This window comes from Gilliamella sp. App6-5 (genome assembly GCF_001690525.1).
Classification (GTDB): domain Bacteria; phylum Pseudomonadota; class Gammaproteobacteria; order Enterobacterales; family Orbaceae; genus Gilliamella; species Gilliamella apicola_H.
The window spans coordinates 52235-73354 of sequence record NZ_LZGT01000069.1 but is presented as its reverse complement, the minus strand read 5'-3'; the positions used below and the strand labels follow the sequence as shown (position 1 = coordinate 73354).

The 21120-nt window shown below is 36.0% G+C and carries 20 protein-coding genes; 11 read left to right on the top strand and 9 right to left on the bottom strand.

Translation table 11 applies throughout. The annotated features are described in order from the left end of the window. Window positions 1–12: 12 nt before the first annotated feature. Window positions 13–996 (bottom strand): 23S rRNA pseudouridine(955/2504/2580) synthase RluC, encoded by a 984-nt coding sequence (gene rluC, locus A9G24_RS08110; RefSeq protein WP_065638551.1) that lies wholly within the window; start codon window positions 994–996, stop codon window positions 13–15. Window positions 997–1141: 145 nt separating this feature from the next. Between rluC and dsbB the strand changes: the two genes are divergently transcribed. The 4 genes from dsbB to rapZ all read left to right on the top strand — a co-directional run bounded on the left by dsbB (window position 1142) and on the right by rapZ (window position 4031). Further along, window positions 1142–1678 carry a disulfide bond formation protein DsbB gene (gene dsbB, locus A9G24_RS08105; RefSeq protein WP_065638550.1) on the top strand — a complete coding sequence of 179 codons (537 nt, stop codon included), beginning with the start codon at window positions 1142–1144 and terminating at the stop codon, window positions 1676–1678. Between the two features lie 79 nt (window positions 1679–1757). Next, window positions 1758–2414 (top strand): bifunctional tRNA pseudouridine(32) synthase/23S rRNA pseudouridine(746) synthase RluA, encoded by a 657-nt coding sequence (rluA, locus tag A9G24_RS08100; protein ID WP_065638549.1) that lies wholly within the window; start codon window positions 1758–1760, stop codon window positions 2412–2414. A gap of 83 nt (window positions 2415–2497) precedes the next feature. Further along, window positions 2498–3094: an XTP/dITP diphosphatase gene (locus tag A9G24_RS08095; protein ID WP_065638548.1), complete on the top strand. Its 597-nt coding sequence runs from the start codon at window positions 2498–2500 to the stop codon at window positions 3092–3094. 88 nt (window positions 3095–3182) lie between these two features. Then, the gene (gene rapZ, locus A9G24_RS08090) at window positions 3183–4031 is read left to right on the top strand and encodes an RNase adapter RapZ (RefSeq protein ID WP_065638547.1); all 849 of its coding nucleotides are present in this window, start codon (window positions 3183–3185) and stop codon (window positions 4029–4031) included. A 3-nt stretch (window positions 4032–4034) separates the two neighbouring features. Here rapZ and A9G24_RS08085 read toward each other — a convergent pair whose 3' ends face one another. From A9G24_RS08085 to A9G24_RS08075, 3 genes are all read right to left on the bottom strand, one after another. After that, window positions 4035–4865: a divergent polysaccharide deacetylase family protein gene (locus A9G24_RS08085; protein WP_081303136.1), complete on the bottom strand. Its 831-nt coding sequence runs from the start codon at window positions 4863–4865 to the stop codon at window positions 4035–4037. Continuing rightward, window positions 4853–6181 (bottom strand): murein hydrolase activator EnvC, encoded by a 1329-nt coding sequence (gene envC, locus A9G24_RS08080; protein WP_141673120.1) that lies wholly within the window; start codon window positions 6179–6181, stop codon window positions 4853–4855. Before envC ends, A9G24_RS08085 begins: the two co-directional genes overlap by 13 nt. A 609-nt stretch (window positions 6182–6790) precedes the next feature. Beyond that, a complete protein-coding gene (locus tag A9G24_RS08075) occupies window positions 6791–7522 on the bottom strand; it encodes an outer membrane protein (RefSeq protein ID WP_065638545.1) in 732 nt (243 codons plus the stop codon). 207 nt (window positions 7523–7729) lie between these two features. On the opposite strand from A9G24_RS08075, the gene argA reads away from it, so the two are divergent. From argA to ybaK, 5 genes are all read left to right on the top strand, one after another. Then, window positions 7730–9058, top strand: coding sequence for an amino-acid N-acetyltransferase (argA, locus tag A9G24_RS08070; protein ID WP_065638544.1), 1329 nt, complete (start codon window positions 7730–7732; stop codon window positions 9056–9058). Between the two features lie 295 nt (window positions 9059–9353). After that, a complete protein-coding gene (gene glyQ / locus A9G24_RS08065) occupies window positions 9354–10286 on the top strand; it encodes a glycine--tRNA ligase subunit alpha (RefSeq protein ID WP_065638543.1) in 933 nt (310 codons plus the stop codon). 10 nt (window positions 10287–10296) lie between these two features. Then, on the top strand, window positions 10297–12369 hold the full coding sequence (gene glyS / locus A9G24_RS08060) for a glycine--tRNA ligase subunit beta (protein ID WP_065638542.1): 2073 nt from the start codon (window positions 10297–10299) through the stop codon (window positions 12367–12369). Between the two features lie 67 nt (window positions 12370–12436). Continuing rightward, complete coding sequence (locus A9G24_RS08055; protein ID WP_065638541.1) at window positions 12437–13261, top strand: hypothetical protein; 825 nt, start codon at window positions 12437–12439, stop codon at window positions 13259–13261. A gap of 82 nt (window positions 13262–13343) precedes the next feature. Then, entirely contained in the window at window positions 13344–13829 is a 486-nt protein-coding gene (gene ybaK / locus A9G24_RS08050) for a Cys-tRNA(Pro) deacylase (RefSeq protein WP_065638540.1), read from the top strand. A gap of 175 nt (window positions 13830–14004) precedes the next feature. Here ybaK and A9G24_RS08045 read toward each other — a convergent pair whose 3' ends face one another. The 4 genes from A9G24_RS08045 to A9G24_RS08030 form a co-directional block, all read right to left on the bottom strand. Beyond that, on the bottom strand, window positions 14005–14277 hold the full coding sequence (locus A9G24_RS08045) for an HU family DNA-binding protein (protein ID WP_065638539.1): 273 nt from the start codon (window positions 14275–14277) through the stop codon (window positions 14005–14007). 174 nt (window positions 14278–14451) lie between these two features. Continuing rightward, window positions 14452–15045, bottom strand: a complete 594-nt coding sequence (locus A9G24_RS08040) for a YjaG family protein (RefSeq protein WP_065638538.1) — start codon at window positions 15043–15045, stop codon at window positions 14452–14454. Next, the gene (gene hemE, locus A9G24_RS08035; protein ID WP_065638537.1) at window positions 15038–16111 is read right to left on the bottom strand and encodes a uroporphyrinogen decarboxylase; all 1074 of its coding nucleotides are present in this window, start codon (window positions 16109–16111) and stop codon (window positions 15038–15040) included. The genes A9G24_RS08040 and hemE overlap by 8 nt, the downstream gene beginning before the upstream one ends. A 104-nt stretch (window positions 16112–16215) precedes the next feature. Further along, window positions 16216–17109 (bottom strand): LysR family transcriptional regulator ArgP, encoded by an 894-nt coding sequence (locus tag A9G24_RS08030; RefSeq protein ID WP_065638536.1) that lies wholly within the window; start codon window positions 17107–17109, stop codon window positions 16216–16218. A gap of 208 nt (window positions 17110–17317) precedes the next feature. Here A9G24_RS08030 and rpiA point away from each other — a divergent pair, with 208 nt between their 5' ends. Together rpiA and serA are read left to right on the top strand one after the other, a co-directional pair. Then, window positions 17318–17974, top strand: coding sequence for a ribose-5-phosphate isomerase RpiA (gene rpiA / locus A9G24_RS08025; protein WP_065638535.1), 657 nt, complete (start codon window positions 17318–17320; stop codon window positions 17972–17974). Window positions 17975–18053: 79 nt separating this feature from the next. Further along, window positions 18054–19295 (top strand): phosphoglycerate dehydrogenase, encoded by a 1242-nt coding sequence (serA, locus tag A9G24_RS08020; protein ID WP_065638534.1) that lies wholly within the window; start codon window positions 18054–18056, stop codon window positions 19293–19295. A 107-nt stretch (window positions 19296–19402) separates the two neighbouring features. On the opposite strand, the gene A9G24_RS08015 is transcribed toward serA, so the two are convergent. Further along, window positions 19403–21022: a hypothetical protein gene (locus A9G24_RS08015; protein ID WP_065638533.1), complete on the bottom strand. Its 1620-nt coding sequence runs from the start codon at window positions 21020–21022 to the stop codon at window positions 19403–19405. Between the last annotated feature and the right edge of the window lie 98 nt (window positions 21023–21120).

Sequence of the window (21120 nt, the reverse complement as noted above, 5' to 3'; positions counted from 1 at the left end):
ACCTTTTTTATTTTAAAATTCTTTTTGCTGATATTTATCTTTTCTAAGATAGGTTAAACAAGCCTGTAAAGTAGCATCCATTGGCGCATGTAATTGCATCTCTTGTAAACTTTTAGGATGAATAAATTTAACACTGGCGGCATGTAAAAATAATCGATTAAGCTTTGTATCAGCCAATAATGCATCAAATTGCCTATCACCATAGCGATCATCAAAAGCAATTGGATGATTAGCATATTGCGTATGTATGCGGATTTGATGGGTACGCCCAGTAACAGGGCTTGCTTTAATCAAGGTTGCAAAATCAAATCGTTCTTCAACTTTAAAACGCGTTTCGGATGGTTTACCTTCTTTATCAACTTTCACTACTCGCTCACCACTTTTTAACACATTTTTAAGCAGTGGTGCTTGTATCACTTTACAGTCAGAAGACCAATTACCCTTAACAAGTGCCAAATAATTTTTCTGCATTTGTTTAAGTCGTAATTGTTCGTGTAATGCTTTTAATGCAGAGCGCTTTTTAGCAATCAACAGTACGCCCGATGTTTCGCGGTCGATGCGATGTACCAACTCCAAAAACTTCGCTTCTGGTCTTAAGGCGCGTAAAGCTTCGATCACACCAAAACTTAAACCACTACCACCATGAACGGCAATACCTGATGGTTTATTGATCGCCAATATAACATCATCTTCATAGATAATTGCTTTTTCTAAGTCAGCAACTTTATTAAGCTTGGTCGAAATTTCGGGCATAGATTTTTCAGTCATACGAACAGGAGGAATACGGACTTCATCACCAATATTCAATTTATATTCAGGTTTGATCCGTTTTTTGTTAACACGCACTTCGCCTTTTCTTAAAATGCGATAAATCATACTTTTTGGCACACCTTTTAAATAGGTGATTAAAAAGTTATCAATTCGCTGCGTCGCATTTTCCTCTGAAATAGTAACAAATGAGACTTGTAATTTTGGTTGTGGAACAGTTGAGTCCATAAGAAATGATTAACCCGCCATCTATAGATAAAGTCATTTACATTATTCAAAAATAAACTACACTATCGTAATTAAAAAATAAGATAGATTATATTCGATATAATTAAAGAAAAGATTATAACGGAATATGGGAGAATAAAATAGTATGTTATCGTTGCTTAATCAATACTCAAAAGGTCGATTTGCTTGGTTCTTATTGTTCTTTTCTACTCTTACTTTTGAAATAACTGCACTTTATTTTCAACATAGTTTAGGGCTTGCTCCTTGTACTCTTTGTATTTATCAACGTTGTGCTATTTTAGGCATCATGCTAGCGAGTATTATTGGATTTATTGCACCTTCTAATGTTGTGGTTCGATTAATGGGACTTTTAATTTGGCTTTTTAGTGCCTATCAAGGCTTTTCTTTAGCAGCATTCCATGCCCATTTGCAGTTCGAACCTAACTTAAGCGATACTTGCACAATTAATGCGCAATTCCCCGTTTGGTTGCCCTTAGACTCTTGGTTTCCTAGCATGTTTAAAGCTTATGGTTCTTGTGCCGATAAAATTTGGTCATTTTTAACCATCGAAATGTCACAATGGATGATTATTATTTTTGCCTGCTATCTTATTGTTGGTTTAGGCGTGTTAATCTCACAGATCGTCCCATCGCCCAAAGGTTCAATCTGGAGTAATAAGTAACGTTATTTATAACACTGGCACTTTTTGTTGAGTTTGTTAGAATGTGTGGCAATTTTATTTTACAAATTGTCACACATAAATGCTTTTGGAATATCACCCACCTATTGAACCTTGGCTATCTATTTTATATCAAGACGACCATATTGTGGTTGTAAATAAACAACCTGGTATTTTGTCAGTTTCAGGCAATAAACCCCAATTTATTGATAGTATTATTCATCGATTACAGCAAAAATATAGCTACGTCGAATCCGTTCATCGGTTAGATATGGCAACCAGTGGCATTATGGTTGCCGCACTGTCTAAACTGGCTGATCGAGAAATAAAAAAACAGTTTCGAGAAAGGATCCCTAAAAAAATCTATATTGCTGTTGTACATGGGCATATTCAAAATGACACTGGTTGTGTCGAATTACCTTTAATTTGTGATTGGCCCAATCGCCCAAGGCAAATGGTCGATTTAGAAAATGGCAAACATGCGCTAACTGAATATCAGGTGATTTCACGCAATCCAGATAATACAACACGAGTAAAATTATTGCCTTTTACAGGGCGATCACATCAATTACGTGTTCATATGCAAGCCATTGGCCACCCGATTTTAGGTGATAAATTTTATGCACATCCCGAAGCATTTGCCATGTCTAAAAGACTGCTATTACATGCGCAATTACTCACGATTAATCATCCCAAAACAGGCGAAAGTATGACGTTTAGCTGTGAACCAGATTTTTAAGGTCGGGATATAACATTAGCGCCAATTAGATAAAATCTGCTCATGCTGATAACTTATAAAAAATTGATATAAAGGAAATGAAAATGCAAAAAATTGTTTTAGCAACAAATAATCAAGGCAAAGTCAATGAATTGCAAAAATTACTCGCCGATGCAGGTTTTGATATTATTGCACAAAGCCAATTTAATGTGCCCGATGTCGAGGAAACTGGTTTAACCTTTATTGAAAATGCGATTTTAAAAGCAAGACATACCGCCAAATTGACAGGACTTCCTACCATTGCTGATGACTCTGGCTTAGCGGTCGATGCGCTAGGTGGACAACCTGGCATCTATTCTGCTCGTTATGCGGGTGAAAATAGTGATGATAAAAGCAACAATAAAAAATTACTTAAGGCATTACAAAACACGCCAAAAGAAAAACGCACCGCTTACTTTTATTGTGCGCTGGTTTTTATGCGACACGAAAACGACCCAACTCCTATCATCTGTTTAGGCAAATGGCATGGTTTCATCTTAAATGAAGAGCAAGGCGAAGGAGGTTTTGGTTATGACCCTCTTTTTTATGTGCCAGAATTAGGCTGCAGCGCAGCGCAGCTAACGAAAGAACAGAAAAGCCAAATATCACATCGAGGTCAAGCACTTAAACAATTGATCACCAACATTAAAACTAAACATTAATTGTTAACACTATTATTTATATTCGAAATTGTATATCAAGAAATAAACAGTATATAATTAAACCATCAATGATATTGGAGTTAATATTGTGATTCTATTGATAGTAAGTGGTCGCTCTGGTTCTGGCAAATCAATCGCCCTGCGTGCGCTAGAAGATATGGGATTTTATTGTGTTGATAATATCCCCGTTGTTTTATTACCGCAATTAGCCAACTCTTTAAAAGACAATAATACCCCTGTTGCTATTAGTATTGATATTCGAAATTTACCTGAGAATTTTGATTTTAATAGCGATATTTTTCAACGCTTACCTCAAACTGTCACACCCGAAATTATTTTCTTTGATTGTAGCCGCAATACATTAATTCGGCGCTATAGTGAAACAAGGCGAACTCACCCATTAACCAATCAACAATATTCTCTTGAAGAAGCAATTGATCTTGAAGAAAAATATCTAGAACCTTTAAAATCGCACGCAAGCCTAGTTATAAACACCGATAATCTTTCAGTTCATGAATTATCCGACATATTAAGATCACGTATTTTGGGTAAAAAAGAACGCGAATTAACCATCATTTTTGAATCATTTGGGTTTAAACATGGCTTACCGGTTGATGCCGATTTTGTGTTTGATGTTAGGTTTTTACCCAACCCGCATTGGGATGTCAGCTTGCGGCCACTAACAGGATTAGATGAGCCTGTAAAAGAATATTTATTAAAACACGACGAAGTATCTAATTTTATCTATCAAACTGCCAATTACTTAAATCAATGGTTACCTTTGTTAGAAAAGAATAACCGCAGTTACTTGACCATTGCAATTGGCTGCACTGGAGGTCAACATCGTTCTGTCTTTATTGTGGAACAATTAGCCGCATTTTTTAAAGCACAAAACAAGCAAGTGCAAATTCGGCATCGAACTTTAGAAAAAAGGTAATCATTATTCGTCCAAAGTTTTATAATTTGATAATTCTTCAATTTGTTTTTTACATTTTTCAAAAATGTCTTTCAGCGTAGTTTTATGCCTCGCTGGCGCTGGTATTGTCGTAATCAAATGACTAAGTTTGGTCAGTTCAATATCCTCAGGTAAATTAGCAAGCTTTGTCCTTAATACATTAATCGTTTGCGGATGAGGGTGCCCAATAGCAATGGCTACACCATTTTTTCGTGCCAGTTTAACGGCCAAATCAAATTGCTGGCTAATAGCACTTTCTTTTTGCTCATCATCTAAAAATACATCACGCGTTAACACTAGGATATTATAATAGCTGGCAGCTTTTTTTATTTGAGTTTTACCGATTGTTTTGCTATCTAAGAAAAATATTGAATAATGGCTCAATGCTTTCATAACATGTGCCATACCTGTAAGATTTGATGTCATCAAACTGCCCATATGATTATTCACACCAATCGCATGCGGCACCTGCTCAATCGCATTGGTTACAATTCGATTTACTTCAGCTTCGCTCATAGAGGGAAATAGCGTGTCTTTCTCTAGCGGCTGTTTACCTAGTGGTGCCATAGGTAAGTGAATTATCACATCATTACCATGATCATGAGCCCTATTTGCAATACGCCTAGCATGGGGCGAGTTGGGTAAAACGGCAACATTAATATTAGGCGACAATGAAATTACTTGCTCTTCATTATGTTGGCGATACCCAAAATCATCAATGACGATAACAAGTTTTGCAGCCCAAACACTGTGAGTATTTAACGCCAATAGGCTTATAATAAAAATAGTAATAAAATAACGCACTACTTTAACCACCCACTCGGGTCAAGCGCCTTACCATCACGACGGATCTCAAAATATAAAGCAGGCGTATTTTGCCCACCACTTGAACCAACTAATGCAATAGGTTGCCCACTTTGAATCTTGTCCCCTACCGTAACCAACATGCGTTGATTATAGCCATATAAACTCATATCACCTTTACCATGCTCAAGCGCAACAACAAAGCCATAGCCTTGCAACCAACTTGCCAATATAACTCGACCATCAGCAATGGCTTTAACTTGCGTGCCATCTTTAGCATTAATCACCATTCCTTTCCAGCGTAATTCACCTTGAAGTGACTCCCCAAACCGATGTACAACACGACCATTCACAGGCCAACTAAACTGGTGTTGAGGTTTACCAATACCACTTACACGGGCCATTAATGACCGCTCATCAGAGTTCGGAGTATAACGCGTATTCTTTTGCTTTTCTTCAATATTTTTTGCTTGTTTTGTTTCTTCTTCTGCTATGCGCCGATTTTCTTTTTCCGCTTGAGCAATTTTCGCTTGTAATTTAACTTCGTTGTAACGTAAATCAATTAATTTTTGTTGATTTACTTGCATGGATGATTCAAGAGAAGTTATCGTGTTTTGCCGATTTTGACGGTTTTTTTCAAGCCCTGCTTGTTGTTCTTTCTGTTTGCTTTGTAATGTTTTATGCAAAGCTTGCTTTTTTTGTAACTCAACGCTTTTTTCTTTTAATTGAGTTTGTGTATCTTGAAGATCGTGAATTTGTTGTTGACGTGCTTGGTTAATGTAACCGTAATAAGTGATTATACGGTCATTACGTTCACTTTTCTCGCCCGAAAAAATCAACCCCACTCCTGTTGTATTGCCTAGTTTAAATGCGCTTTCTAACTGTTTTGATAATATCGTTCGTTGCTGTTTTTGTTTTATCGTTAATACATCGATTTGTTCAATCAAATTATTGATTTCTTGATCGAGCTTTCTGAGTGATAAATCATTTCTTTCAATTGATGTTAAAAGTTTAGCAATTTTGGTTTCTTGTTCTTTAAGGTTATTAACGAGCTGGTTACGTTCTTTTTTTTGCTGTGCTAAACGCTTTTCTTGTTCTTCAATTGCATGACGTAAAGATTGAAGCTGCTGATTATCATCAGCATATAAAAAATTAATCTTCATTAATCCAATAAGAACAATAACAACAATTTTTTGACAAATAGACATGGCGTTGTATTTATAATTTGTAACCAAGCAATAATAATGGTTGCCACTATACCGACAAATAGGTAAAGATGCAAAATGAAAACCACATACCCAGTATGTTGTAATTTTATTTTGCCGCATTGACTACTTTTTAGTTTCATTTTTGTTATAAGCACATTCAAAAGCAATAAATAGCAACATTCCAATGTTGTGAAAAATTAGCATGTTTTTTCATAAAAAACGTTCAGGCAGGGCATTGATCTTATTGGAGGATTTATTGATTATTTCATTAAAATCAGATTCCTATATGTTGATTTCTATTTTTTAGTATAGCAGGATTAAAAAGATTCTATGCTCAGCTAATTTAGCTCAAGTCAGTTTTTGAACATCTCTTTCAAGCTGGCTCCTTTAAATCTAATTATTGGGAAATCAATGATAATAACAAAATATTTAGCCGAATTTACAATAAAAATAATGACTCATTATGTCAATAGTGCTGATGAGTATAAATTAACAAATTGGCATTTCCAATTACCAGTCAGTAATATTAAAAGATGGGCAAAATTACATAAAAGATAAAGTGTTGGAAGACTAAAACAAGTACAAATGCTAATAGAAATCTCTCTGAATTAAAAATGTAAATAGACTGATTGATAAATTATAGTAGATTTAAATAATAATAAAAAATGTCGTGATAATATTGATTGGTAACTAAAAAGGGCTATAGCCCTTTTTAGTTTGATTTATTGATTAGAAGCTGTAACGAACACCTGCTAATAAATCAACTGAACTTAACTTACCACTCGCATTCGTTCGGTAGTATTCATTATGTTCTTTAATGGTTACTTTACCTGCATCTACATAACGAGCAGTGAAGTCAATATCCATGTTATTATTCAATTTATAAGCTACGCCAGCTGCAACATTCCATGCAAATTTAGTTTTTGTTTTTGATAATGAACGTTCATAATCAGAACCATCAACAGAAACATTATATTTTTCTTTATGGCTGTTTTCTAATTTAGTAAATGCAACGCCTAATCCAGCACCAACAAAAGGGGTAACGGGCGCGTCAATATCAATATCATAATAACCATTTAACATGAGTGTATTCATACGCGCTTTGACTTTTTGAGTCGTACGAAGACGATATTCCTCATAAGCATTGTATTTATTTTCTTTTTTATCTGCATTACCACGTAATGTGAAAGATAATTCCGCACGTACAGGAATATCATAATGAGAAGAGAAGTTGTAACCTAAATTTAAAGCGCCTGCTAATTTAGTTTTATGCATAGAGTCAAAGAGATTATCATCCACGACACGACCAAAATTATAATGTAAAGTGTCTTTAATGTCGCTTACTTTTTGCACAGAAGCACCTAATTGACCACCTAGATAAAATCCATTCGTTTCAGCGTAAGCAAAACTTGAGAAACACGCAAAAGTTGTTAACGCGATTAATGTCTTTTTCATTTTCATTTTCATTTCCTTTATTTCTGATTATTAAAAGTTCAGCGATTATAAAGCAGACAGACTTAGAAATCCATCTTAAATATTTTTATTAACTATTCGTTATTTAGAAAATTTTATCTTAAAAATTTTTACCAAAACACCTTGCGATTAACCCCAAAATAAATAAAAATACACAAAATATGAATAAATATTCACTTAAAAGGATAATGTCAAATGAAAGAGCGTACAACAGAGTTAGTTGAAGGATTAAGACATTCTGCACCTTATATCAATGCACATCACGGAAAGACATTTGTTATTTTATTGACGGGTGCTGTATTAAAAAGTAATCATTATTCAAATATTATCAATGATATCGGCTTACTTTATAGTCTTGGTATTAAACTTGTTATTGTTAACGGTGCGCGTAATCAAATTGATGAATCGCTTAAAAATCATAACATCCAACCTAAATATTACAAAAATACTCGAATTACCGATGCTCACACGCTCGATATTGTTAAACAAGTCACTGGACTTTTACAGCTCAATATTACAGCAAGTTTATCAATGAGCTTAAACAATACACCATTACAAGGCGCACATATTAGTGTTGTCAGTGGTAATTTTGTCATTGCGCAACCTTTGGGTGTAGATGATGGTGTTGATTATTGCCATACAGGCAAAATCCGTCGTATTAATAAAGAGGCCATTGAACAGCAGTTGGAGCGAGGTTCTATTGTATTGTTGGGTCCAGTGGGTGTTTCAGTGACAGGTGAAAGTTTTAATTTAGCGTCTGAAGATGTTGCAGCTGAAGTGGCTATTCGCTTAAAAGCTGATAAATTAATTAGTTTTTGTGCAGAGCAAGGGGTTTTAGATGAACATGCTCATGTCATTACTGATCTTTATCCTGTTGATGCAGATAATTATGTTAATCAAAAAGAACAGCAAGGAAAACATTTATCCAGTGAAGCACGCTTTTTACGCGCAGCATCAAAAGCGTGCCGTAGTGGCGTCAGGCGAAGCCATTTAGTAAGTTATTTGATTGATGGTTCGATTTTACAAGAATTATTTTCGCGCGATGGCATTGGAACACAAGTTTCAATGGAACATTCTGAACAGGTTCGTTCGGCAACGATTAACGATATCGGTGGAATTTTAGATCTCATTCGTCCACTTGAGGAGCAAGGTATTTTGGTCAAACGTTCACGTGAACAATTAGAAATGGAAATTGATAAATTCACCATTATTGAACGAGATAACATGGCAATTGGTTGTGCTGCGCTTTACCCTTATCCTGAAGAAAAAATGGGTGAAATGGCCTGTGTGGCTATTCATCCGCAATATCGCAACTCATCTCGAGGAAACGTTCTTATCGAAAAGTTAACGGAGAAAGCAATCCAGTTAGGGCTTGAAAAAATATTTGTTTTAACAACACGTAGCATTCACTGGTTTAGAGAAAAAGGCTTTAATCCAGCAGAAGTAGATGATTTGCCCATTAAAAAGAAACAACTTTATAATTATCAAAGAAATTCCAAAATTCTAATATTTGATATATCTTAGTTTTTTTATAGCATTGAGTCTTATAGGCAGTATTATTAAGATGTCATCAATGCTGGTGTTATTTACATTAATCTAATAAATGATTGTAATAAATAGACATAAAAAACAAAATTAATGCCTTATTATCAGTAAAATATAGCGTTTATACATCATGATGTATAAACGATCTGTCGTTTTCTTACAATAAACTAGGCAAATAGAATACGATTAGGCATTTCACAAGTATTGATAAAAAGTATAATATATAGCACTATTTAAATTATCGAAATATCAATTCAACCATAAAGATAACATCATGCAAAAGTTTAATGTCAAAACCTTTCAGGGGTTAATTCTTACATTACAAGATTACTGGGCCAATCAGGGGTGCACTGTGATTCAGCCTTTAGATATGGAAGTTGGTGCCGGGACTTCTCACCCTATGACCTGCTTACGCGCACTGGGGCCAGAACCCATTAATGCCGCTTATGTTCAACCATCGCGACGCCCAACAGATGGCCGCTATGGCGAAAATCCAAATAGGTTACAACATTATTACCAATTTCAAGTTATCTTAAAACCTTCTCCTGATAATATCCAAGAGCTGTATTTAGGCTCGTTAAAACAGTTAGGACTTGATCCCACTGTTAATGATATTCGTTTTGTTGAAGACAATTGGGAAAACCCAACACTCGGGGCATGGGGGCTAGGTTGGGAAGTTTGGTTAAATGGGATGGAAGTAACCCAATTTACTTACTTTCAACAAGTTGGTGGACTTGAATGTAAGCCTGTTACTGGTGAAATCACTTATGGGCTTGAACGCTTAGCGATGTATATTCAAGGAGTGGATAGCGTTTATGATTTAGTTTGGAGCGATGGTGTATTTGGTAAAACCACTTATGGCGATGTATTTCACCAAAACGAAGTTGAGCAATCCACTTATAATTTTGAATATGCGAATGTTGAATTTTTATTTTATTGTTTTGAGCAACACGAAAAAGAAGCAAAATTTTTGCTTGAGTTAGAAAAACCACTTCCACTACCAGCTTATGAACGTATTTTAAAAGCCGCCCACTGTTTTAATTTACTTGATGCACGTAAAGCGATTTCAGTGACAGAGCGACAACGTTATATTTTACGCATCAGAACATTAACCAAAATGGTGGCGGAAGCCTATTACGCATCACGTGAAGCACTTGGATTTCCTATGTGCCAAAATTCACAGTCTAACGAAAGTGCATCAAAGTAGGAATTAAAAGATTATGCAAAAAACATTTTTAGTGGAAATTGGTACCGAAGAGTTACCACCAAAATCACTCCGCACTTTAGCAGAAAGCTTTGCGGCTAATTTTATACAGCAGCTTGATAATGCCAATTTAGAACATGGCGAAGTACTTTGGTATGCATCTCCTCGCCGTTTAGCGTTAAAAGTCTTAAATTTAAATAACACACAACCTGATAGCCAAATTGTTAAACGCGGTCCTGCGGTCAGTGCGGCATTTGATGCCAATGGTAATGCAACTAAAGCTGCCGAAGGTTGGGCGCGAGGTTGTGGTATTACCGTTGATCAAGCCCAGCGTATAAAAACCGATAAAGGCGAATGGCTTTCTTATACTCACAATCAAAAAGGTCAACCAGTAGTTAATCTTTTATGTGATATGGTTAAAACAGCATTAAGCAAATTACCTATCCCTAAACCAATGCGTTGGGCTGCTCGTCAAGTCGAATTTATTCGTCCATGCCATACGGTCACCATGTTGTATGGTGATGAGCTGGTGACTGGTACCATTTTAGATATTGAGTCAAACCGCGTTATTCGTGGTCACCGTTTTATGGGGGAACAAGAGTTCACTATCGATAATGCCGATCAGTATCCCGAAATTTTGGAACAGCGTGGTAAAGTCATTGCTGATTATGACAAGCGAAAAGCTATGATTAAGCAACAAGCTGAAAGCGAAGCGGCTAAACTTCATGGTAAGGCTGATTTAACTGACACGCTACTTGAAGAAGTCTGTTCTCTCGTTGAATGGCCTGTTGTACTAACCGCTAAATTTGAAGAGCGATTTTTACAAGTTCCAGCCGAATCACTGGTTTATACCATGAAAGGGGATCAAAAATACTTTCCTGTTTATGATAAACAAGGCAAATTATTACCAAACTTTATTTTTGTGGCGAATATTGAGTCGAAAGATCCACAAGTTGTGATTTCGGGTAATGAAAAAGTGGTTCGCCCACGCCTTGCTGATGCTGAATTCTTTTATCAAACCGATTTAAAACAACGTTTAGAAGATCGTTTGCCTCGCCTTGATACGGTATTATTCCAACAACAATTGGGTACAGTTAAAGATAAATCACTTCGTATTGAAGCCTTATCTGGTTTTATTGCTGAACATATAGGTACCAATGTTGAGCAAGCTAAACGAGCGGGTAAGTTGACTAAATGTGATTTAGTGACTAATACTGTTTTTGAGTTTCCTGAAACGCAAGGTATTATGGGGCGCTATTTGGCACTTAAAGATGGCGAAAGCAGTGAAGTTGCAACCGCTATTGAAGAACAATATAAACCGCGTTTTGCAGGTGATGAATTACCGAGTACGGCGGTGTCTTGTGCGGTTTCTATCGCTGAAAAAATGGATACTCTAGCTGGTATTTTTGGCATTGGTCAGCATCCTAAAGGTGATAAAGATCCTTTTGCATTGCGACGTGCTGCGATTGGTATTTTACGAATTATTGTCGAAAAGGTATTACCTTTAGATCTTGTTGAATTAGCCAATTATGCCACATCGTTATATGGCGAAAAACTGAATAATAAAAATGTAGTTGAAGATATTGTTAATTTTATGCAAGGTCGTTTCCGCGCTTGGTATCAAGAACAAGGCTTTGCCATTGATACTATTCAAGCGGTTTTAGCGCTTAATCCAACAAAACCAGCTGATTTTGATGCGCGCATTAAAGCAGTCACTCACTTTAGAACCTTGCCAGAATCCTCATCATTAGCAGAAGCGAATAAACGAGTATCAAATATCTTATCTAAAGCCGAGATTGCTATTCCAGAGCAGATCAATGCAGCCTTGCTAGAAGCAGGCGCTGAAGGCGAATTAGCTAAAAAATTGGTAATTTTAACCGATAAGCTTTCACCTTATTTTAATGAAGGTCGTTATCAAGATGCATTAGTTGAATTATCGTCACTAAAAGAAACGGTGAATGCGTTTTTTGATTCTGTCATGGTTATGGTTGACAATGAACAAATCAAACTTAATCGGTTAGCACTTCTGAAAAAGCTACAAAACTTATTCTTAAAAGTCGCTGATATTTCATTATTACAAGCTTAATTTTCGAATTTAATCATTCAAAAATAATAGTGGTAACTAAATCGGTTACCACCTATAAGGAACTTATATGGAAATGCAAAAAAAAATCTCTTTTCCTTTAATTTTTACGCAAACGCGCAATTTTATTCGTAATCGTATTACGCAATTTGCTCTTGTTAGTCTAGTATTAGCTTTAGTCCATACGTTTTTTAATTCTTTCTTTGATAAACAAAATCTTGCCGAACAAATCAATCTTTCATATGACTTAACGAACTATTTTTCATTCGTCATATTGACATTGTTAATCGGTATTATTTTAAAAGCAATTAGTATTGCAACCATTTCTAATCTTTATGCCAGCGATAGACTTAATTTAAATCTATTACTATCTAAAGCATTATCAAATACGTTAAAAATTATTCTTTTTTATCTTATCATTGGTATCTTTATATTTTTAGTCACACTTATGTTATCTATAGTGCTTATTAGTTTAAGTTTACTTTTACCTAAAGCGCTTATTGTTATATTAATTTTTTTAGTACTTTTGGTTTCAATCCTATTTTTGATTATCTTTTGTAACTTCTTTTTTGCTTCGCAGGTTGAACCTCGTCCAAACAATATTTTTGAGTCACTTTCATTAAGCATGCAGTTATCAAAAACACAGTGGCGTCAGGGTATTTTGATGACATTAATCTACCTAGCATTTGTGATAATTTTAACTCAATTAGCTATGGCGTTTGATGATGACAATTTTGTCCTTAATACAGTCTTTTCTTTCTGTACTATCTTTTTTGATATTTTTGTTACTAGCTTTTTCTATCGTCTTTATTCGCTAATAACTCATTCAACTAACTCAACATTACCTCCTAACAATGATGATAAACATCAAGAAGACCACAAATTAATTCTTTAATCATTCATATCTTTACCAACTTTAGTTGGTAAAGATATCATTTGCCATGCATTGATTTAATTAAATCTATTGGATAACAGCTATGACTCCAGCGATTAATTTACTAAAGAAGTTAAAAACTAAATTTAACATTCATCAGTATAAGCATGACCCAAATCAAACCAACTACGGACAAGAAGCGGTTGATAAACTTGATCCCAGTTTAAATGTCACTGCTGCGCAAGTATTCAAAACGCTGGTTGTGAGTTTGAACGGTAACAATAAGAAGTTAGCGGTTTGCGTATTGCCAGTTGAGTGTCATTTAGATCTAAAAAAAGTGGCCAAAGCACTAAACTGTAAAAAAATAGATTTAGCTGATGCTAATTTAGCCCAAAAGGTAACGGGTTATTTGGTGGGAGGAATTAGTCCACTGGGTCAAAAGCAGCAACTCCCCACACTCATTGATTTAAGTGCCAATCATCACACAACAATGTTCATATCAGGTGGCAAAAGAGGATTAGAAATTGAACTTACTCCTCAAGATTTAGCCGATATATTACAAGCCAAATTGATTGAAATAACTGTTTAAAATGATTAACAGTATAAATTTTAGTTAGGAGCCAATATTGTTTATAAATAGGATAAAAAAACTAACAGATATGCTATTTTATGCGTTTTTTCTTTCGCGAAAGGATAAGGTCATAAGGCTATACCCTATGACCTATTCTTCTATCAATCAAATTGACAGAAAGATAAAAAGCAACTTATTTGATTGCTTCTTTTAAACTTTTACCTGATACGAATGCAGGTACTTTACTTGCTTCAATTTTAATTTCTTTACCCGTTTTTGGGTTACGACCAGTACGTGCTTTGCGATCATTAACTTTAAAGGTACCAAAACCAACTAATTGAACTGGTTCACCAGCTTTTAATGATTCAGTAATAGCCGCTAGTGTCGCTTCCAATGCTGTCTTAGCAGCAACTTTAGTAATATCAGCTTTACTAGCAATAGCGTCGACAAGTTCTGTTTTATTCATGGGTATATCCTTACATATTATTTTATTGTTAAAGTTAACATTATAAACGAAGCTAAAATTTAGCTTCGCTACTGTAAACAGTGTTTAGATTACATTGCGGTTAAATGTAGTCTATATTCATCTAATATTAAAGAAAAATTTAATAAAAAATAAAAAAATTACACTTTAAACCGCTTAACCGCCCAAAAAAACACCAATATTACTTACTCCAGATGCTCGAATTTCATCTTTTAAACCTTTTATGAGCGTAATCATCTCATTATTTTCATCACGCAATAATCGTAATATCTCCCACTGTAGATCAAATTCATCAATTACACTAGGTAAAGTTTGTTGCGCATCTGGTGAAAGATTAACATTAGTTTTAGTCATTTCAAATTCAGCAATGGTGGTTGCCGATATGCTACTTACTTTAGCGGTATGCTCGGCCATTTCACCACTCAAATAAGAGTGTAAAACCTCACCAAGCGCCTGACAAGCATCGATAGCTGGATAAATCATATAAGGGCTATCTTCAGTGACAATAGGAATTATCGCTTCTAATTTTTCAAGCTGTAAATCAAAATTGATTTTTACATCTTCAACTAATAATGATTCCCAAACTAAATCTAGTATTTTTTTGTAACTTTTTGCATCATCGTCATTTTGCTGTTGTTGACAATAAAAAACAAAATTGGGATACATCCGTTCGCACAGGCAAACCATAAATAAACGTTGTTGCCATTGTGGTAACTTTTCTACTCTTAATTGAACAGGATTTTTAATCATGATGAAACCTTTTTGACTGCCGATGTACTGCTTCAATTAGATGCTGTACATGTTCTATGGGGATATCTTGGTGAATACCATGCCCTAAATTAAAAATATGTCCATTGTGATGACCAAATTCACTAAGAACGGCTTCTACATTGGATTCAATTGTTTGTTTTTCTGCATACAAAACGGAAGGATCTAAATTCCCTTGCACCGCCACTTGCCCTTTTTTGGTGATCTGGCTTAAATTCACCGTCCAATCCACCCCCACTGCATCACAGCCAGTGTGGATTATACTATCCAGCCATAATCCCCCCCCTTTAGTAAATAAAGTGACAGGGATATACGAGGTTATAACTTCACTTTTTTTACCTTGCTTTAATTGCGACAAAATTAATTGCATATAGTCAAGTGAAAATGTTTGATAACTTTGATGGCTCAATACGCCACCCCATGTATCAAAAATCATAATTGATTGCGCTCCAGCTTGGATTTGCGCATTTAAATATAACGCAATACTATTGGCGAGCTTTTCAAGTAGCAAATGCAGTGCTTTGGGCTCACTATAGAGCATTTTTTTGATTTTAGTAAATGTTTTGCTACTGCCCCCTTCAATCATATAGGTTGCTAATGTCCATGGACTCCCTGAAAAGCCTATTAATGGAACTTTACCATTGAGTTCTTTTTTCGTTAATCGAATCGCATCCATCACATATTTAAGTGATTGCTCAGGATCAGGGATGGGTAACTGTTTAATATCGGACAGACACGATATCGATTTTGCAAATTTTGGACCTTCGCCCGACTCAAAATATAAGCCAAGTCCCATAGCATCAGGAATAGTTAAAATATCAGAAAAGATAATAGCAGCATCAAGATCAAATCGCTGTAATGGCTGTAAAGTGACTTCGCAAGCTAATTCTGGTGTTTGACACATCGTCATAAAATCACCTGCTTTGGCTCTTAACTGACGATACTCTGGCAAATAGCGGCCCGCCTGGCGCATCATCCAAATCGGCGTGTAATCTACAGGCAAACATTGCAAAGCACGTAAATAACGGTCATTTTTTAATTGGCTCATATCCTCAGCTCTTTAAGTAAAGATGTTAGTTTGTCAAAAAGTTTCAGGAAAGTATGCGTTTTAGTATAAAACCATCTAATTATCTATTATTTGTGCTCCAAAGCTTAAGGTTGTGATAATGTATTTTGGGCATAATCAATTAAAGTTTCAGAAATAGTTTGCATTACGCTACTTTCTGGCGCAAAACGATGCCAATATAGCATACGCCTTTGATATAACCCTTCTGTTAAATTAACCAACTCACCGTTTTTTAACTCTTGTTCAACCTGTAACTTTGGCAGCATACAACAAGCTGAACCTTGTTTAGCTAATTGTACAAAAGCCTCGGATGAACTGGTAATATGGCAAATCACACTACCTGGGGTAAGATTAAAATTTTCTTGCAAAAAAGCCTGATGCATATCATCTAAATGGTCAAACGCAACAGCAGGCGCTTTTAATAACGATGACCGAGTCACACCATGTGGGAAGTACTTTTTAGCAAAATCAGGCGAAGCCACAAAAATATAGTCTAATGCACCTAATAAATCAGACAAACAGCCTGGTAAAGGGTTAGCTTGAATACTAATTGCACCAACGACTGTACCTAAGCGTAGCAATTCTAAAGTATGCTCTTCATCTTTTACTTGAATATCAAAACGTAAAATATTCTTATCTAAAACAGGCTTTAACGCAGGTAATAGCCAAGTCGCTAAAGAATCAGCGTTGATTGCAATAGATAATGACAATGGCGTTGAGTTTTGTTCATTATCACCCAACCATTGTTGTTCTAATAACTCAACTTGGTGCAATAATCCTAAAAGATGCTCACCTTGCTTAGTGGCTTTTGGGGGAATAGTTCTAACCAACAATTGCTGACCAAAAAAACTTTCTAACTGTTTAATGCGTTGCGATACCGCAGGTTGTGTAATACACAGTTTATCTGCTGCTCGTTCAAATCCTCGTTCTTTTATCACTGCATCTAATGCTTGTAATGCTCTATAATCTGGGCGCTTCATAATCTCTACACTAATGATTTGATCATTGCTTGAATATTCAAACTACTTTAATATCGCAATAAATTTTCAACATATCAAAAGTTGATATATTTTCTTAAAATCCTAATGATTTTTACTTTCCAATTGGGTACTATGCCATATCTTCAATCATTTTGCTTTCAAAATTTTATTTTTTTAAGAAAAATTATCCTCAAAATAGGGTGATATCATGACACAAGACGAATTAAAAAAAGCCGTAGGCTGGTCAGCATTAAAATTTATCAAACCTGATGCTTATGTCGGCGTAGGAACAGGTTCAACGGCAGCGCATTTTATTGATGCATTAGCCACAATAAAAGATCAAATCAAAGGCACGGTTTCAAGTTCAGAAGCATCCACTCAAAAATTAAAAAGCTATGGCATTCCAGTACTTGATTGTAATGAAGTCGATAGTTTAGATGTTTATGTCGATGGTGCTGATGAAATAAATCATCATTTACAGATGATTAAAGGCGGCGGTGCAGCTTTAACACGTGAAAAAATTGTTTCAGCCATTGCCAAACAATTTATTTGTATTGTTGATGAATCAAAAGTGGTTGATGTATTAGGTAAGTTTCCTTTACCTGTTGAAGTGATCCCGATGGCGCGTTCTTATGTTGCTCGCGAACTATTTAAACTAGGGGGTAAACCCCTCTATCGTCAAGGCATAGTCACGGATAATGGTAATGTGATTTTAGATGTCCATGATCTTATTATCGCCAACCCCATAGAATTAGAAAATCGAATCAATAATATTGCGGGTGTGGTAACGGTGGGATTATTTGCCAATAAAGGCGCTGATATTGCGCTTGTCGGATGTAGCACGGGTGTGAAAGAGCTAAGGTAAAATCATATATTTAGAGCAAATTTATAACGGTATACCACAATAAATACCCATTTGTATACGGAAAGAAAGAGAGGAAATCATGGTTATTCAGGCTTTAACCAAAGATGAAAACAAGTTTTTATTACTTGAAGGCGTTCACCCTAGTGCCATTAAAATATTAAAATCAGCGGGTTTTACCAATATTGAATATCATAAAAGCGCATTATCACCAGCAGAACTGAAACAAGCCCTGCAAGATGTTCGCTTTATTGGTATTCGTTCCAGAACACATTTAACCAAAGATATTATTGATGCAGCTCCAAAACTTGCAGGAATTGGCTGCTTTTGTATTGGTACTAATCAAGTTGATTTGGATGCTGCCACAGTGAAAGGTATTCCTGTGTTTAATGCACCCTTTTCTAATACACGATCTGTTGCAGAACTGGTGCTAGCTGAAGCGATTTTATTATTGCGCCGCGTGCCCGAAGCGAATGCTAAAGCGCACCAAGGCAAATGGAACAAAATTGCCACGGGTTCGCATGAAGCACGAGGTAAAAATTTAGGTATTATTGGTTATGGACATATTGGTAGTCAATTAAGCATTTTAGCTGAATCACTAGGCATGAATGTTTATTTTTACGATATTGAAACCAAATTACCGTTAGGTAATGCTAAGCAAGTTTCATCAATGAAAGAATTACTGGCGACAAGCGATATTGTTTCTATGCATGTCCCCGAAAATGCAACCACGATCAAAATGATAAGTCACAACGAAATTGAGGCAATGAAGCAAGACGCAATATTAATTAATGCTTCGCGCGGTAAAGTGATTGATCTTGATGCATTAACGCACGCCCTCAAAGCCAACAAACTCAGTGGTGCGGCTATTGATGTCTTTCCAACAGAACCAGCAAGTAACAATGATCCATTTGAATCACCATTATGTCAATTTGATAACGTGATTATTACACCGCATATTGGCGGCTCAACTAGCGAGGCGCAAGAAAACATAGGAATTGAAGTTGCCACAAAACTTGCAAAATATTCAGATACTGGCGCAACGCTTTCGGCCGTTAACTTTCCTGAAGCCTCATTACCTATTCCAGCCAAAGGTTCAAGTCGTTTTATTAATATTCACCATAATCAGCCTGGTGTACTAACTGCTATCAATACCTTATTTGCGGAACAAGGGCTTAATATTTCAGCACAATATTTACAAACCGACGCAAAAATTGGTTATGTTGTTATTGATATCGATAGAGTAAATGCAAATAAAGCCGAAGAATTGCTTGATAGATTAAAAAAAGTGTCTGGTACCATTCGCGCAAGATTGCTATTTTAATTGACATTCACTCAATGCCACCTATCTTTTGATAAGTGGCTAATCATCACTGTTTTAATGACAGGTGGCAGAATTAACATAATCGCTAATCTAACACATCATCACCTTTAAGGACTGACACATGCTGCTTGTACATTGCGTCCAGAATCATCATAATACCAAATACCACCATCGAGTGCGTAAACGGTAAAATGCTTATTAGGCATATTTGTCAGAGTAGCCGTCCAAAATCCATCCGAACCGCTACCACTTAGCTCCCAAGAAACAGCATACTCTCCAGCTTGTAGTACTGTCTCCTCATCATCAAATGGATACCAACTAGCCATACGCCCCCATTCATTAAATAATCCCCCTATCCAACGGTTGCCACGCTTGAAACTTAAGCGTCGTTGATATGCGTAAAAATCACCCAACTCTGGTAGACCACCAGTCCAACCGAGCCACGGATCATTGTTATTAGTGTAATCATTAACATCGGGGAGACGATAATGACTTCCTAACCCTTGACAAAACTGTATGGCTTGCTCATATGTCATCGGGTTATAGTCTACATTCCCATTTTCTTTCATAGTAGGAGGATTATTTATATACCAACGCTCTATCTTAAAGCTATAAAGTAATTTAGTATGGCTACTATCTGCGTAAAGTTTAAATACCGAAGGCGAAAAACGCTTATCTTTTGAATCGAGCGTTGGCCCTTTTAGCTTTATCTTTAGACCGCTTCTAACATCTATTGGTCTTGCATTCCAGCGTTCTTCATCTGTTCCCCCCCATACCGGATCCCAATTTACCTTGTCAGCAGAGAGGGACAAGGTGACGCCATGACCACTCTCCGCACTAACAGTAGCACCATTTGCGGCAATAATCTGTTCTGGCGTTATGCCTGATAATATTAAGAAAAAGTGTAAACCATCTGCCCCTGTCGTCGGGAAGTTATCACTGGGCTTATCGGCATCATTCACTTTAAATCCCACAAATGACACCCAATTAGGACCATTCATACGGTCGTCATATCGAACTCCCCCCGAATATATAATATTAGGGGAGGCATAACAGGCTGATGGTTTGTCTGCCTTAACGCCCAAATAATAAGTGTGGCTGATATCATTAAAAGTGCTGGTTTGTGGCACGCCATATTCGGTGGATAAGTGACCATTAGTTGCCGTAATGGTCAGTTGATAAGGCATATCACAAGCCGTTAATAATTTATTCGGATTAGTTTTAATTTCGGCTGTAATATCTTTATTATCGGCATTTTTCCATGCAACTGTTAGGCTACCTGTCGCGCTGGCATTTCCATCACCATCGGCATCTCCCCAATAATTATAGGGTTCACCAATTAAATTATTCAGATCAATTCGAGGATAATGACTATTACCTGCTAATGGTACTAATGTTTGAATATCAGCAAAGGTTTTGGCTTCGCTGGGTAATATTATAGGAGTGTTAAAGCTTGAATTATCTACCTTTGCATCAGGATATAAATCGGTATTTGCACCTGGCGCAATATACACGCTACCATCAGGGAATTTAATACCGATCAAACCATCGTCACTCATTGCCTTAGTTACGCCACCATCCATACTTAAATAAGGTGCACTCCCCTGTATAATGTCAGTGGTCGTTGCCGATAGCGCAATAGCTTTAGTTGAGACTATTAAGCCCAATAATGCTGTTGAGGTTCGTTTTGTTAATTTCTCAAAAGATGTGACTTTTTTTTCCATCATTACTATTATCCATTTCCGTATATAAGCCTTATTCAGCTTAATTTATTTTTATGTAATCAAATTAATTCGCCAGATAAATTTTGATAGTTTACTCACCT

Excerpts from the sequence above, each read along its gene's own strand:
- rluC (WP_065638551.1), bottom strand. The coding sequence starts at position 996 with ATGGACTCAACTGTTCCACAACCAAAATTACAAGTCTCATTTGTTACT.
- dsbB (WP_065638550.1), top strand. The coding sequence starts at position 1,142 with ATGTTATCGTTGCTTAATCAATACTCAAAAGGTCGATTTGCTTGGTTC.
- rluA (WP_065638549.1), top strand. The coding sequence starts at position 1,758 with ATGCTTTTGGAATATCACCCACCTATTGAACCTTGGCTATCTATTTTA.
- A9G24_RS08095 (WP_065638548.1), top strand. The coding sequence starts at position 2,498 with ATGCAAAAAATTGTTTTAGCAACAAATAATCAAGGCAAAGTCAATGAA.
- envC (WP_141673120.1), bottom strand. The coding sequence starts at position 6,181 with ATGCGGCAAAATAAAATTACAACATACTGGGTATGTGGTTTTCATTTT.
- A9G24_RS08075 (WP_065638545.1), bottom strand. The coding sequence starts at position 7,522 with ATGAAAATGAAAAAGACATTAATCGCGTTAACAACTTTTGCGTGTTTC.
- argA (WP_065638544.1), top strand. The coding sequence starts at position 7,730 with ATGAAAGAGCGTACAACAGAGTTAGTTGAAGGATTAAGACATTCTGCA.
- glyQ (WP_065638543.1), top strand. The coding sequence starts at position 9,354 with ATGCAAAAGTTTAATGTCAAAACCTTTCAGGGGTTAATTCTTACATTA.
- A9G24_RS08055 (WP_065638541.1), top strand. The coding sequence starts at position 12,437 with ATGGAAATGCAAAAAAAAATCTCTTTTCCTTTAATTTTTACGCAAACG.
- ybaK (WP_065638540.1), top strand. The coding sequence starts at position 13,344 with ATGACTCCAGCGATTAATTTACTAAAGAAGTTAAAAACTAAATTTAAC.
- A9G24_RS08045 (WP_065638539.1), bottom strand. The coding sequence starts at position 14,277 with ATGAATAAAACAGAACTTGTCGACGCTATTGCTAGTAAAGCTGATATT.
- A9G24_RS08040 (WP_065638538.1), bottom strand. The coding sequence starts at position 15,045 with ATGATTAAAAATCCTGTTCAATTAAGAGTAGAAAAGTTACCACAATGG.
- hemE (WP_065638537.1), bottom strand. The coding sequence starts at position 16,111 with ATGAGCCAATTAAAAAATGACCGTTATTTACGTGCTTTGCAATGTTTG.
- A9G24_RS08030 (WP_065638536.1), bottom strand. The coding sequence starts at position 17,109 with ATGAAGCGCCCAGATTATAGAGCATTACAAGCATTAGATGCAGTGATA.
- rpiA (WP_065638535.1), top strand. The coding sequence starts at position 17,318 with ATGACACAAGACGAATTAAAAAAAGCCGTAGGCTGGTCAGCATTAAAA.
- serA (WP_065638534.1), top strand. The coding sequence starts at position 18,054 with ATGGTTATTCAGGCTTTAACCAAAGATGAAAACAAGTTTTTATTACTT.
- A9G24_RS08015 (WP_065638533.1), bottom strand. The coding sequence starts at position 21,022 with ATGATGGAAAAAAAAGTCACATCTTTTGAGAAATTAACAAAACGAACC.